Origin of the sequence: Flavivirga jejuensis (genome assembly GCF_030540765.1) — a bacterium.
GTDB lineage: Bacteria > Bacteroidota > Bacteroidia > Flavobacteriales > Flavobacteriaceae > Flavivirga > Flavivirga jejuensis.
In genome coordinates this window covers 82,331-96,979 of record NZ_JAUOEL010000004.1, presented here as the reverse complement: position 1 = coordinate 96,979, position 14,649 = coordinate 82,331, and the positions used below count along the sequence as shown (strand labels likewise).

The 14,649-nt window shown below is 34.8% G+C and carries 13 protein-coding genes; all 13 read right to left on the bottom strand.

Annotated features, from left to right (window positions below):
* Positions 1-61: 61 nt before the first annotated feature.
* A complete protein-coding gene (locus Q4Q40_RS12070) occupies positions 62-1,024 on the bottom strand; it encodes a hypothetical protein (RefSeq protein WP_303302079.1) in 963 nt (320 codons plus the stop codon).
* A gap of 200 nt (positions 1,025-1,224) precedes the next feature.
* The gene (locus Q4Q40_RS12065; protein ID WP_303302078.1) at positions 1,225-1,971 is read right to left on the bottom strand and encodes a hypothetical protein; all 747 of its coding nucleotides are present in this window, start codon (positions 1,969-1,971) and stop codon (positions 1,225-1,227) included.
* Positions 1,949-5,533, bottom strand: coding sequence for a baseplate J/gp47 family protein (locus tag Q4Q40_RS12060; protein WP_303302077.1), 3,585 nt, complete (start codon positions 5,531-5,533; stop codon positions 1,949-1,951). Before Q4Q40_RS12060 ends, Q4Q40_RS12065 begins: the two co-directional genes overlap by 23 nt.
* Before the next feature lie 555 nt (positions 5,534-6,088).
* On the bottom strand, positions 6,089-6,496 hold the full coding sequence (locus Q4Q40_RS12055; RefSeq protein WP_303302076.1) for a GPW/gp25 family protein: 408 nt from the start codon (positions 6,494-6,496) through the stop codon (positions 6,089-6,091).
* Between the two features lie 195 nt (positions 6,497-6,691).
* Positions 6,692-8,464 (bottom strand): type VI secretion system tip protein VgrG, encoded by a 1,773-nt coding sequence (gene vgrG, locus Q4Q40_RS12050; protein WP_303302075.1) that lies wholly within the window; start codon positions 8,462-8,464, stop codon positions 6,692-6,694.
* A gap of 4 nt (positions 8,465-8,468) precedes the next feature.
* Positions 8,469-9,140, bottom strand: a complete 672-nt coding sequence (locus Q4Q40_RS12045; protein WP_303302074.1) for a CIS tube protein — start codon at positions 9,138-9,140, stop codon at positions 8,469-8,471.
* A complete protein-coding gene (locus Q4Q40_RS12040) occupies positions 9,137-9,283 on the bottom strand; it encodes a DUF5908 family protein (RefSeq protein ID WP_303302073.1) in 147 nt (48 codons plus the stop codon). The genes Q4Q40_RS12045 and Q4Q40_RS12040 overlap by 4 nt, the downstream gene beginning before the upstream one ends.
* 369 nt (positions 9,284-9,652) lie before the next feature.
* Positions 9,653-10,345, bottom strand: coding sequence for a hypothetical protein (locus Q4Q40_RS12035; RefSeq protein WP_303302072.1), 693 nt, complete (start codon positions 10,343-10,345; stop codon positions 9,653-9,655).
* A 403-nt stretch (positions 10,346-10,748) separates the two neighbouring features.
* Positions 10,749-11,363: a hypothetical protein gene (locus Q4Q40_RS12030; RefSeq protein ID WP_303302070.1), complete on the bottom strand. Its 615-nt coding sequence runs from the start codon at positions 11,361-11,363 to the stop codon at positions 10,749-10,751.
* Between the two features lie 63 nt (positions 11,364-11,426).
* Positions 11,427-11,945: a hypothetical protein gene (locus Q4Q40_RS12025; RefSeq protein ID WP_303302069.1), complete on the bottom strand. Its 519-nt coding sequence runs from the start codon at positions 11,943-11,945 to the stop codon at positions 11,427-11,429.
* A gap of 181 nt (positions 11,946-12,126) precedes the next feature.
* Positions 12,127-12,588, bottom strand: a complete 462-nt coding sequence (locus tag Q4Q40_RS12020; RefSeq protein ID WP_303302068.1) for a phage tail protein — start codon at positions 12,586-12,588, stop codon at positions 12,127-12,129.
* A complete protein-coding gene (locus Q4Q40_RS12015) occupies positions 12,581-13,042 on the bottom strand; it encodes a phage tail protein (protein ID WP_303302067.1) in 462 nt (153 codons plus the stop codon). The genes Q4Q40_RS12020 and Q4Q40_RS12015 overlap by 8 nt, the downstream gene beginning before the upstream one ends.
* Positions 13,043-13,089: 47 nt before the next feature.
* Positions 13,090-14,640, bottom strand: a complete 1,551-nt coding sequence (locus Q4Q40_RS12010; protein ID WP_303302066.1) for a phage tail sheath family protein — start codon at positions 14,638-14,640, stop codon at positions 13,090-13,092.
* Positions 14,641-14,649: the final 9 nt, after the last annotated feature.

Here is a 14,649-nt window from a genome sequence, read left to right as displayed (position 1 = left end):
TTTATCATCTCATATACACTCTTTCTTAATTTTTTTAAATTTTGCTAGTGTTTCCCATTCTTTAATCTGACGATTGATCAAAAAACCCAAACCCACCATATACATCAGATTCTTCCAACATACTTTCTAAGGGCTTTAGATTAAGTTGTGGAAATAAAGATAAATCGTTATGCTTAATTCCACTGACACTAGTTCTCAATGACCATGATGTTCCGACTTCCCTTGGTATATGCTTAATAATCAAATCCTGAAGAGTATTCCATGCCTCTATATCATTATTGTTAGACCAAACAATCCCCTCATCAAGATCATCTTGATATCTAGCTATCATTATTTGATTAACCCCATTCCACCAAGCTGGTAACCCCATTATTGGAGTAACAGTTAGTTTAGCATCTTCATTTGTTTCAACATCATTTACAGCTTCATTATCAAAGCTATCCCAATCTGGTGAATGCCCAAGACCTATACGAAGTTCTCCATGGATCTCTTGTTCTTGAGGAGTCCATATGTTATTTTCAAATGTTCTACTCCATACTCTTACATTATCTACATTACTGCCATCTCCGCCAAACGAACTTGCAACCATATGTGCATTCATCATATTTAGAGCTTCGTTATGATTAAAATTTCCTTCAAAAAAATAACCTAATCTCTCGCTAATTGTTTGTGCCTGCCCTGAATTTTGTCCTCCAACCTCTGTTCCTTGTTCTTTTGCCCATCTTAAATTACTATAATCTTTACTAAATGTACCCGAACTGACCTTTAGTCGTCTTTGTAAAACATTACAATATTCCTGTGTTCTTTCTGAAGAAAGTAACTTGGACATTATTCTCTGATCTGCAGATTTTTGTCTTACTGACATATCATGATTCATTACTCTTTGTGGTTTTCTTTGAGTAATAGTTCCTCCACTACTTTCAACAAAACCAAATCCTTGTTTTATATTTCTTCCTTTCTTATCAATAGAATTGACAATCATTTTACTTTTATTCTTTCTTGATTTCTTTAATTGTTCATACATAATACATTTTTTAATATTTGCTTTTATCCTTTGTTATAGGTTTTTATAAATCATCTATATCCACAGTATTATAAAGCAAATCACATTGTTTCCTATACAAATTCACTTAAGAATTTTGCTGCAATTTTCTATGAAACTCCTTTAATGAAAGACTTAAACAAGTTAAATATAAACGAGTTAAGCATAGCCGTTAAAATAATCTAAATCAACTGCGTAATATGAAAGTCTATAGTGCCCTTTTCTCCATAATTAACTACCGTACGCATCTCTAAACTATAGTTAAAAGATGTGCCGACCCAACGCAATTGTATACGTCGCCACCATCTCCATCCATAATAGCTTTGAAACTTTCTAATACGTCCTCTTTTTCCTGAAAAGGGATTAAGCGCAAAAGCATGGAGCACGGCATATTTCCCTTCGCCTTTTCCTCCTTTGGCACAGGCACTAACCTCCAGCAGTTTGCAGTCGGTTTGATTGGTAAGAATGGTTTGCCACTTGCCGTTTGCCATAATAGTACCATTAGCATAAGTTCCTTTTCTACTTTGTATTCCTAGATCCCCTTTTATATCCAAAGCATGTTTTGGGGTGGTGGTATTGATACCTATTCCGCCTCCTTTCTTTATATATAAGCGACTTATACTATTATCTCCTTCTTTAAAATTTAGCCCTGCGCCATCCTCTTTGGAAGTTAAGCCCAAAGACCAGGCGGCGTATCCGTCATCAATCTGATGAAAAAGACTTAATAAGTTTTCTGCTGTATTCCCTTGTGGGGAAAGGCTTAATCCATGATCAAAATTTTTCTCTATGCCATCGTCTAACTTATTGATCATAGAGTAAATTAAATTCGAAAATATAGCCCCAGAAGGCTTCATGCCATCTTTAAATAATTCTGCCAGAGTTTCTCTATTCAATAATTTATCAGTGCTATTCTTTTCTGTTGTTTTCATTATCATTTTTGGTTTTTAGAATAAAATCGTTTTCAATTTCCATGGTTCCTATTTGTAAATGTGTTGCTTTGGTATTTATAAGTTCGTTTACAACCTCAATATTATGTGCCATACTAGGTACAAAAACAGACCAGGGTTTCGTGGGTTGCAAACCTGCTTCTTCATCCATCCCCATGGTTTCTCTATAGTCATAGGTTTTATCTTTTTCAAATTGATGGATTTGCACCATAGACAGCCCACTAATATACAGTACTTCGGGCAAGGCCAGCAGATGACTTAATAGACTACTAGGATGTAAAATTTGATGTTGCGGACTTGTATTTACTCCGTTTTCATTGTCTTGTAATATCCAGGGAGCTATAAAACGATTTATAGTGGTGATCAACTTTTGTAATGCTGTTCCTGTTTCATAGGCATCATCAAAGGTAACTGTACAAGATACCCGTATGGTTTCATAAAACGCATTGCTTATAATTAATGATTTGTGGTGCATGCACAAACCTTCTATATATTGTTTTATTTTTTTTAAGGTATACCCATTAAATTTTCGTTCCCCTTCTGGGGTATCTTCATAAATAAAGGGTAGTACCATAATCTGTATTGTTCCTGGTGGTACGTCTTTTGGAAACAAGGTTGAAGGAAAACAACTGGCTTGGTATACTTGAGAAAAAGCTTCTAAAATCAGTACCTCAAAATCAGAAGGGAGTACCCCTCTTTTTTTATGAAACAAACGCTCACTAACCCGTGTATAAAAATCCTGTTGCTTTTCTGTAACAACACCTCCTGTAGGGATAAAAGGTTGTAATACAGATTTTATTCCTGGAATTGGGGTATAGATTGCATCTATAGTATTTGGTTTTGTTACCGTAGTTTGAGAGCTACTTTTTTTGTTTATTTTTCTAATGGTTTCAACGCCATTTAGTTGAATACACACTACTTTTCCCATTTGTGAGCTCAATGTATTAGAAACCGAAAGTCGTAACCAGGCTTTTTCTTTTTCAAACAACGGATGGTGATGCTCTAAGTGTTTGGGCATTTTAATACGAATAATTCCTGAATGTTGAAAATGATCGGTACCATCATAGAGCAGAAAGGTACTGGAGGTACGTTTCCAATATTCGCCCAATAAATACTCCCAGCTTATTTCCAGAGGTTCTTTAGTAATAACCCCTACGCGTTGTGTTTCTATTTTAAAATAAAAGGATAATTCTTCTAATGGAGTCACATCTTTTATGCCCATATATAAATACCCTTTATCTTCAAAATAAGGAAGCAGCGATCGGTTTTTCACATAAGTTTGTGTCGCTGTAGAAAGCAATCCAAAAGGATGAATATGAAACAACTCAAACGGAAAACGTTTGTCTGTTCGCTTCCCTTCTTCAGAATGAAGAATAAATTCCTGCTCGGCAGTATAACTCGCCTCAATATATTGTACTTCTGGAGAAAAAGGAGTTGGTGGAATTTGGATATTTTTTTTTCTTGCCTTTTTCGGATCTTTTGCTATTTCCAACACTTTTTCATTGACCAATGCGGTATATATATCATGTCCAAAACCAAAATCTGGAGCTACGAGCTGCCATCTGAAATAACCGTTTTTTGCTTCATCAAATACAGGAGTTTCTTTATGCTCAAAATCAGGAACCATTTTTAAAATAACTGGTTCATGGATGTTTATTAAGGTCTCCGTCTCTATATCATCATTTGTTTTATGAAACAATGGAATGGCTTGCAAAGACTTTTTGGACGCTTTCCATTTTCGGTTAGACAAAGAACTTATACTAATCTTAAAACTGTCTGCCTTTATTTTTTCGGGGTATTGCCTATAGATAGCTGCTAAATTAGCATTAGAAATCTGATACCATTTTACTTTAAAATCAAGTGCTGTTAAGGATTTATATCGCCATTCATCATAACCAACATAACATGCTGCTGCTTTTCCAGGTTGCGGACCAAATAAATAGAAAGGTTTTGAGGTGTCTTGCCTACCATATTGATCATAGACCTCTAAATTTCGTAATTTCTGAACCTCTACTTTGGTATGGATGGTATTAATTCTACTATGCCTTAAAAATGAATACGGGTAATATACTTTGTTCTTATCTAAAACTATTTTTAGAACAGGGTATCCTGTTTTATACGTTCCTTTATGTACTTCTTTATTATAGGATGTTATAGCGGGTGCATCTATCGCTAAAGAGAAAGAAAAGGTAAGCTGGTAGTCTTTTTCTGTTTCTTTTATTGTAGAAAGAAATTGGGTTACAAAAAACCATCCTTCGTTTGTTGTTAAAGACAGTTTAAATGTTTGATTAAAAAAACGATGGATCCATACCTTCTCTTTGGTTCCAGTATCCTTGGTTATCTTTTGCATTTGTTTTTTAAATGCAGATAAACTTTCTTTCTCTATATTAAAATTTAAGGTTACTTTTCGCAATCCTTCTTTTAGTATGAATATGGGACCACTAACTGCCCATCCTATTTCTGAATGTGAAATAGGATATAATTCGGTAGCTTCAAAACCATCTTGTCCAAATAATTGAAGTGGGGTATTATTAGGATTCAGCTCTAAAACGTCTTCTATTGTATTCTCATAGATACCAGTAATTAGTCCCGCTTTATTGTGAGGTGAAATATGAAGGTTATTTGCAATATAAATAGTAACTAAATCGGTAAGTGTTGCTTTAGAAATATTCAAATCCTCCATGGTTTCAAATAAAATTTCTTCACCATCTTCCTCTATGCCTCCCATCAACACAGTCTTATTTGGTAAAACAACGCCTTTAGCTTCTTTGGCTAACTCAAAAAAAACGGGTGTTCGTTCTGGCTCCTTTCTTTTTTTGGATTGTCCTAAAAGTTCTTGAAAGTAATAATCTAAGTGTTTCTTAGTAAGATTATTAAATTTATCTTGAATGTGTTTGTATAATTTTAAAAAACTAAGAATTAATGCGACATGTGGTTTTGAAATTTCTTGCTTAGCGGCATAGGTATCAAAAAGAGTTTTACAAAGACTTTGAATATATAGAATGGTTTCTTCAAAGGTTTCTATACTTTTTTTAAGGGACATTTTTTCTAAAACGCATTCTTCTTTTGTGGAAATCTGCCATATATGATGAAGGGATTGTAAATCCTTCTCTTCTAAATGTCTACTCGATTTTTTCAATTGATTATTAATAGCATTTTCCAATTCGAACGATAAAGGATCTATACTAAGAGACAGTGCTTTTTTATACCAATGATCTACCGTTTTCACTAAATGTCTTAAATAAGATTTTAGTGTTCCTGAAGGGGTACTCACTATTTGTTGATAGGCTTTCTCTGTAGAAAATTGTTGAAGTTGCCCCAGAAAAAATAGTATATCTTCATCTAGAAATTGTTGCCAGGTGCCTAAATTAGTTTTTGTTTCATCTATAAAATGAATATCCTTAGCTATAGATCGTATTTCTGCAATTAATGCTATTAAAGGCCTTTGATCTAAACCAATGGTCTCTGGTATTAATTCTTGCGTTACTCTATCATCTCTTGTGGTACTATTTGGAATACTATTAAACGCGTTTTGTTTTATCATTTCTAGAATCTCTTAATTCATTAAAACACAAAGTTCTTATAAAGCATAAATCTAATAAAGGGTATAACTGCGGAGTTTTTTTATGTAGGTAGCTTTACTTATTAAACAGACTTACTTTTTAATAATAAATACCGCAAGGGTTAAGGTATTACACCTTGATCCTGCTAAAAATCGGGATTAGATTGCCTGTACCAAGTAAAAATTTTAACTAGCGTATAAAATGACGGATTTCATAAATGATTAATTTTCAATCGTTTGTCATTCAGAGCACAGCGAAGAATCTTTATTATTGATCTCTATAGATTCTTCAGTCGTACCTCCTTCTGAATGACACCCAAACTACGTCATTTTATACGCTAGTTAAAATTTTTAACACAGATCTCAGACTGACATTTTAGCCTTAACTTAACGACATTGAGCTGCCAACAGGCTGTTTCCTATCAGAAATTTTTAGATGCTGAAAGCCACATGCACTAAAGTATATCCTTTTAACTACAGTTAAGACTAATAAAAAGGTCGCAAAAAGAAACAAATTTAATATTGTTATGTTTTATTTTACTTCTCTATTAAATAGTAAGGGAATACTAAATTGGTTCGTGTATTGCTTTCTCTAATGAGGTAATGAAGGTCTATAAGAATGATATTTTCATAATCTTCTTTTTCTTCAATGATAATATCTTCCAGAGTGATCCGTGGTTCATGAATCATAAAAATATATTCCAAATGTTCTTTAACCCTATAGATTAATGTCTGATCCATGGTTTCAAAAATCATTATATATAATTGGTGTCCGTATTCTGGATACATGGGTCTTTCCCCTTGTCGGGTAGAAAGTAACATCCTTATGTTTTGTACAATACATTCGGCATTACTTACCATGGTTACATCTTTGGTATATGCACTAAATTTTATAGGAAAGTGCCATCCAGTTCCTAGAAATGTACTTTTTTCTTTTGTATTCATTTTTAATTCTTTTTAGCTGAAAATTATGGTCTTGATTGTCATTTCGAATGCAATGAAAAATCTCAGAATCATGAGATTCCTCCTCGTACCTCCTTCGGAATGACACTTTCCTTTTGTAAACATGGGATGACATACATATCTAGAACAAGCAATTATGTATCAAATATTTTTATCCCAAATTCACATAACCTTGTGCTAATTGAGTGCAACCATAGCACCTTTTACAGAGGTTTTACCACTTGCTTTTAATTCTGCTGTGGCATTTCCTTCTAAGGCTATTGCTTTGTTTGCTTTCATTTTTATATCCAAACCTTTAGCCTCAATGTTTGCGTTTGCTTCCATTTTAATCGCTTTCCCTTTTAAAATAATATCCTTGGTTGCTTTTAGCTCTATATTCCCTTTACTTTCTATAACCACACCGTTTTTACTTAGGGTTATGGTATTTTTATTCTCATCGGTAATACCTATTTCCTTGTCTTTATCGGAAATTACAATTTGATTCCCTGCAGGTGTAGCAATAGTGATGATTTTATCTTCATCATTAAATTCTATTTTCAAATCGTTTTTGGTCACTAGGGCTTTGATCGAATTCTTATCATCTGGTGTATAGGGGGCTGTATACTTCTTACTAAACAAGCTTCCTAGTATAATAGGATGGGACGAATTTCCTTCAATAAACCCCAGCACTAATTCATCACCAATTTCTGGGTAAAAGAAGAATCCTTTTTCTTTAGTTGCATAAGGCGTAGCAAAACGCGCCCAAATGCCTTCTGCTATTTCTGGAAAGCTAGGTACGGTAACCAAAATACGATAGGTATTCTCAGGGTCTTCATGAATTTTTTTAACCACACCTATTTGTAAACCTGTAAATGTTGTTGCTCTGGCATCCCCACTATTTTCATCTGTACCTGTCGAATCTTTAGGTAATCCTAATTCAATTTCTGTTTCCCAATCGCCTGGTAAAATAGTATGCTTTACTGCGCCTATATATCCATTTCCGTTGTAATTGTCTCCAAAACCTTCTAAAGTTATGGTTGTATCTGGTTTTAATTTGGGATCTCCCTGGGTATTAATTCTACCGCTAATTTTGATCATACGCAGGATTGCTAAATACGCGTTAGCCCATGCTTTAAGTACTTCCTGTTCTAAAAAGTTACTAGTTTGCAACGTGTGTTCTGTTCCTTTATTTTTTGCTAGTTTTTTTCCATCACTATTACCTTGTTTATTTACAGTGGGCTCTGTAGCTACTGCTTTTATTAGTTTTTGCTGAGAGGGATCCCAACAAACTGCTGTCACTTTTGTTGGCTGATTGGCATCACTTACCGTTAGGCTTTGCTCTTTAACAGTGTCTCCATATTTAAGTGTTCGAATGCCAGCCGCACTCACTTGAGGGGATGCTACCGTAAGTTTACCGTCATCAGCAACTAAAATACATGCGTTAATTTGCGCTCTTTTTTTGATAAAATCCCAATCGCTGGTTTTGTATTTAACTAACTGCTCAAATTTAGCTCCTTGTGAAATGGAAATGGTTTTCTCCAAACCATAATCAGATACAATACTGGTTACAATTTCTGAGTCACTTTTTTTGTAAAAAACTTTCGTTTTTATCCCTTCGGTTAAAGCAGCAACCTTATCCAGACATTCCAATATCATAGTTGGAATTTCTTTTTTATCCTGGTCTGTATTTTTTTCAGAGATCACCCCTTTAAAAATTAGTTCGGTATTTGTTTCATAGCCTGCTTTGATTTCAATCGCGCTTCCTATTTTAATTTTTGTAGCAGACTTAAAACTATCATCCCCTTCTACTGGATTTCCGTCAATTAAATGAACGGTGGCTTTAGGAATTTCATTAATCTTTTTTTCTACACTAATTTTGGTAATAGGGAATTCTTTCCCTACTGATTCGCCTTCAATCAGGATTTCTACCTCTATTTGACTGGTTGAACTACTATATACAGAATCACTCATAATACTATGCTTTTAATGGAGGTACAATAATTTCGATCCCTTGTTTTAGGTTTCTAAAAGAATCTAACTTATTAAATTGCGCTAATTCGATACAATAGCTAGGATCTTTATAAACGTTATACGCAATACCTGGTAAGTTGACCCCTGCACTAACAACCTTGTAATGAGTCATGTCTGGAGAGTTTTTCTGTACTTTTTTTTGATATTGCTTATGGGTGATTTTTTGCTTAAAATCGGCTTTTATTTTTGCCCGTATAGGAATTCCATTTCGATTAAAATGTGTGTATTCTATATCTATAGATTCACAAAAACATCGAAATTGTAATGTGCCCCATGAGAGCAATATATTATTAGGCGTATGGATTTCTCCATTAACTTGATACACGAGTTTTACAAATTTTTTAACTTGATTTTTTACTGTTTCTTTTGAGCTTTCTGGAATGACTCCTGACTCATCAAATATAAATTCAAAGGTTTGTGTTTCTGCTTCTTCATTGCCAAACCTAAAAATCTGTGTCCCACCAATGGTAGGCGTTTCGGTATAATTATGTTTTTTGGTTTGATTATAACTACTAGGGTTCACCTGTACTTTTATTCTCCCTACTCTGCTAGAAAAGCCTTCATCTTTATAGGCTATAATTGTCATTTTTTCTAGTTTCCCACTCTTTATACTCATCTTCTTTTTAGTTTTTTGTCCAACATGCGCTCACAGGATTTTAAAAGGTCTCGTTTTAATTGCTCCAGATCAATCGGTTCTTGTTGTTTGGGGTCTTGATAGACCTCACTGGTAATGATTAATTCTTTTACGATTACTGTCATTTGTTTTGTGCTTTTTTGGTGGTAGCAAGGTATATTGTAAGCCTTTAGTAGAAAATAGTAGTTCTACTTGTTTTTGGTTATTGGGTAGTTTGTATGTGTTTTTGAGTACTCTTAACACTTTCCTAATCTGTATAGAATGGCTCTGCAAAATTTGTTACTTTGTAGTACACTATATGGTTTCAACACTATAAAAAATAAAAGTTATCATATAAAATGGATAATACTTATTCTTCTTTATTTCGGAATCGTTGTGGCTATGAAGTTATAAACTTCGTAGAGCGGGGGGATTTGAGAACCAACTTTACATGTTTACCTTTATCACTTTTCGTTTAATTTAGGAACTCTATAGCTATCGTCTTCCCTAATCTCCTACCTTGGGTCATTATCCCATGTTACACCATAATAATTACACCACTCCCGTATGTGCCCTTTACAAAAACGACATATGTCGATGCTTGTATGAACACTTAATTTCCACCCCTCCATATCCTCTTGGGTTTCAATGTATGGTGTTAGGGCTCCGAGTGCTTTTACTTCTGCGTCCGCCTTTCGCTTCCTCCCAGCAGCAGAATTTTTGAGCCTATTCCAAATCCATTGAGGTGCACGGTAATTTCCGCCGCTATTTGTATTTACTGTTTTTACAATTTTATCATTCTTTGAGAGTTTCATAGTAGCAGTTGTCACTCCACTTGCTATTGTCACCGCTTTACTTGCTGATTTCCCCTTTAAGGCCTTGTTATACCCCTTGGCCCTAAATCTTCTTCCAAACTGGATCACATTAAGAGTTAAACTCTTAGATTGTGGTTGATGCAATTGTGAAATTGAATACTCATCTATCGAAGATTCATCTTTCGATTTTCTTTGAATCGTCCCTGAACAAGAAGAACAACCACACATTGGTTCATGTCCTGTAGACTTTTTTTGAAGTATTGTTTCAGCATTAGATTTCGGTCTATTATCTATAAAACTAAAAACTTGCCTCACACTATTTTTCTTCTGAACAACTGAATTAGCAACCACCCTACTTTTATTATCTTTTGGTTTCTTTACTTGTTTATACATAATAATTTTTTTTAATGGTTGTGCTTTAATTGCTCCAAGCCTATAACTCATTGTTACTTAACAAGCTTGATAAATCTCACTGATAATACTTAACTCTCTTGCGATTACTTTCATTTGTTTTGTGCTTTTTTGGTGGTAGCAAGGTATATTGTAATCTTATGATAGGAAATAGTAGTTTTACTTGTTTTTGGAAATACCGTAGTCTTTGGTTTTATCTTTGAATGACTTCTGTAGTGATAATGAAAGAAGTTTTATTAAGAAATGGGTACTAATTTGCAATGCTACATCCATTTTATAAAAAACAAGAGCTGCATTTCTAGATGACAGCTCTTATTTTTCTTGGTTTGACAATCGTTGTGGCTACGAAGTTGAAGTTTAAAACTTAGTTGAGTGAGTACTATATTTAACCAGAGTACACGTACAACCCTACTCTTGCCCCATCTTGTGCCACAGTTATAGTATTTGCTGCATTGGTGGTGTTTCCTCCTGGATCAATTGTGGCAATTGGAATGGCCACTCCTGCAGACCACGCTGGTACGTTAACTTGGTTACCTAATCCTAATCCATTTATTGCAGCTCCTACTATTGTATTTATTTTGTTTCGCCCATGTGCTTCACTTCCTACAGGCACAACTTCCCCAAATCGAGATAGAGCACCACCAGCAGCAGGTGCGACTCCAAGATTGGGTATATGACCTGAAGGTACATTTTGGTCAACCACCCGTTGGTTTCCAGCCCCAGCGAAGCCATGCCCCAGATAACTGGCTTTTATAGCTGCATGAACAGCTTGTCCAAGGAAAAGAGGATTTTGATATCCTGGTGCAGTTATCGTCCCATTAGCGATCACTACTCGTTGTAGTGGATTATCAGACATTGTATGTCTTTTTTTTTCAATTACAGCTTCTGATCGATTATCAAAAAGCCTTGAGCCTTTCTTTACAATACTTTTCTTCTGAGTAATAGAATTAGCAATTACCTTGCTTTTATTCTCTTTGGATTTTTCCACTTGTGTGTACATATCTCAAACTTTTTCAAATTGGATTTCATTGAATATTATTGACTTGTTTTGAATATAAAAATATTAGTATATATTAGTTCCAGTCCTTCTGAATTCGTTGTACCAAACTTGAAAATTCTGGAGTGCTACACCCAATTTTTGCTTTTCATTAATATCACCTCGAAGTGCTGCGTTCCCTTGGCGTGCTACTCCATCCCTTCCAAAGTGTAAATGATTATGAATATTTGTGGCATGATAATTTTCGGGATTATTCGTATCTACGCTAATATGAATATTGGGAAAATCCGCACTTGTGTATACATGCCAGCTGACTGTAGAATTAACATTTGCCCATACTCTTTGTATAATATTATCTGTAAAAGATACATTTCCATTTTGCCACTTTGCCATCTGCTTTAATTGGGTAGTATTAGAAACCAATATCTGTAATTGATTAGCTTGCTTGGCTTCAGGACAATTATCCAAAAACTTAACACCTTGATTTTTATTGTTTTTTTTCTGAGCAACAGAATTAGCAACTGCCCCACTTTTATTCTCTTTAAACTTCTCTACTCGTTCATACATATCTCTTAAACATTTCATTTTATTTAGTAGTTGTTATAAGCTTTCTTCAGTTGCCTATAACAACTTTTTTAAGCCACTAGACACTCTAGTGGTCTTTATTCTTACTATATATTTATAAATTTCTGTAGTTTTAAATTACTATAACCTAATAAAACTTATATATATGTCTTATTTTTTGATTTAAATTTTATTTTCTCCACTAAACCAACACATAATAATTATAATTCAAGTTAATAGTCTCAAAAAAAATGCTACTTTCTTCTGCATTAAGATTAGAAGCTTCCCAACTTGTAGGATACGCATTGATAAACTTCCATGATAATACAGGTTCTCGTTCCTCATCTAATAACGACACCAACAAATCGTACGTTTTAATAGGCTTATCAATACTAAACTCCATGGTATCATCACACCAGGTTGTTAAAACACTTTTATACAAAGCCATACCTCGTTTTAAAACCAAAGGACTGTAAGTTGTTTTAATAGGAAGTTGGTGTTGAAAACGATTTTCGCCACCTTCGGCTATCGCTTCGGTATCTAAAGTGGTTTTAATCCCTGATATTTCCTGAAACCCATAATCCAAGGGGTCTTCCGACCCCAGGATTTGTAACCTAAAATGAAAAGCTACTGGTGGATACAGGTTCTCTTGCTGCCTACTCATTAGCTATTACAATACCTTCATGCGCAATTTCTAGGCTTTCTACAGCAACCTCGCCGCCTTCCGATTTTAAATCGACTCCAGAAATTTTGGTTGGAAACGCATTATTTAACGTCCAGGTCATTGTAGGTGCTCCCGCTTCATCCAATAGTTTAATCACTACCGTTTCACGTTTTATGGTATTCATTTTTATGGAATTAAACCAAGTCCAAAAACGATTATCTTTTACAAATACGCCTTTTTTAAGGGTGACATTCCCAGAGGAAAACATCCCTGGCATTTTAATTGTTGAAAATTGCGGGCTATTACCATGTCGGTATTCTATTACTTTAGATTCTGCATCTAACCCATTTATTTCCTGAAAGGCCAGGTCTTTTTGGTCGCCAATATCGACACTAAAATAAAAGTTACTAATTGGCCATATGTTCTGACTTTGTACTGATCCATCTTCTGCCATGATTCTTATTTTTTATAATTATTATTTATTTTTAATTGTTATTTATGTTATGATTTTTGCATTTGTTGTTGGAACGTGATGACGATAAATTCTGCTGGTCTAGAGATCGCAACTTTAACGCTTATATTCATAATTCCCTCCAAAATATCTGTAGGAGACATGGTTGACCCCAGTCCTACTGCAACTTCAAAAGCTTCTTCTGGTGATGATCCTGCCAAAGCACCCTGTTTCCATAAATTGGTTAAGAAACTACTAATCATACTATTGATAGCAACCCAGGTATTTTTTACATTTGGTTCGAATACATAAGCGTTTGCTGCAAATTTCACAGACTGCTCTATCATAATCATAGTACGACGTACATTGATATACCTCCAATCCAAACTGTTAGCATCTAAAGTTCTGGCTCCCCAAACCATTGTTCCTAAACCTACAAACGGACGGATGGCACAAACGGCTTTTCCTAAAATAGGAGCATTTAAATCCTGTTGTTGATTATGGTCTATATGCACTGCTGGACCTATTGTACTATTTACAGCTACGTTAGCTGGTGCTTTCCATACGCCATGCTCATTATCCACACGAGTAAAAATACCTGCCATAGCTCCAGAAGGTGGCAATAGGTTTTTCTTTTCCAATACAGCCAACATCACCGATTTATAGGCTGGAAACGTGTTGTTCATAATATGGTTAAGCGTGTCTGGATCGCTAGGAACATCACTACCTTCTTCAATATCTCCTGTTAGGGCATTGATATAAGGCGTCATCGCTTCGATTTCTTTTTCTTTAAGCCCAGAAATACTTTCTGTTAATAATTCTTTTAGTAGAACGATACCATCTTCAGACAAGTTTTTATAACTCAACTCGGTAGGTTGTACTACGGTCGTTTTTAACCAAGGGTAATAGGTAGAACCGTAACTTAAAAAATCGGAACTCACAGCATCTCTAAAGGCATCAATTGGATTGTACGTAGGATCCTCTAACCCTTTATTCCCATTAAAAACATCTAAAATGGCGACTCTACTTTTTAAGGTTCCGCAGTGGTTAAGCATTTGTTGCTGTAAGGAATAACAATTGGCACCATTATCGTCTGTAAACAATAAGGCGTCTGGAATTACAACCATAGTTGGCTCTACTTCTTTTTCTAATAAGCGTAGTCCATGGATAAAAGGATCTGTAGAAAAATCAGGTTTTACGGTACCTCCTCCATACGTTCCTATGGCAATCACATAACAACTGGCTCCTCCATTTTGATAAAAGAGCTTTACGGCTTCGTACATATAAAACAATGTACCAGCTTGTGGTGTAAGGCTTAAATGTTTATCCAACATGATAAGATCGGTTGGTGGGGCATCTTCTTGATCGGGATCTATAGTTGCCACATTATAAATGGTATGGGCACCCATGCCAAAAAAGTTTTCGAATTCTAATAAAGAATCGACCCTAATAGGTTTGTTTAAAAGAGATTTCCCTTTGAAAGTAGCATTTTCTGTGTAACCAATAAATGCTGGTATGGCGGTTTCTACAGCCACTACCGAGTTAGAAAAGGCATTCTTTTCTTCAATGTAAACACCAGGTGTTTTTAATGTAAGACTCATAATATTCAG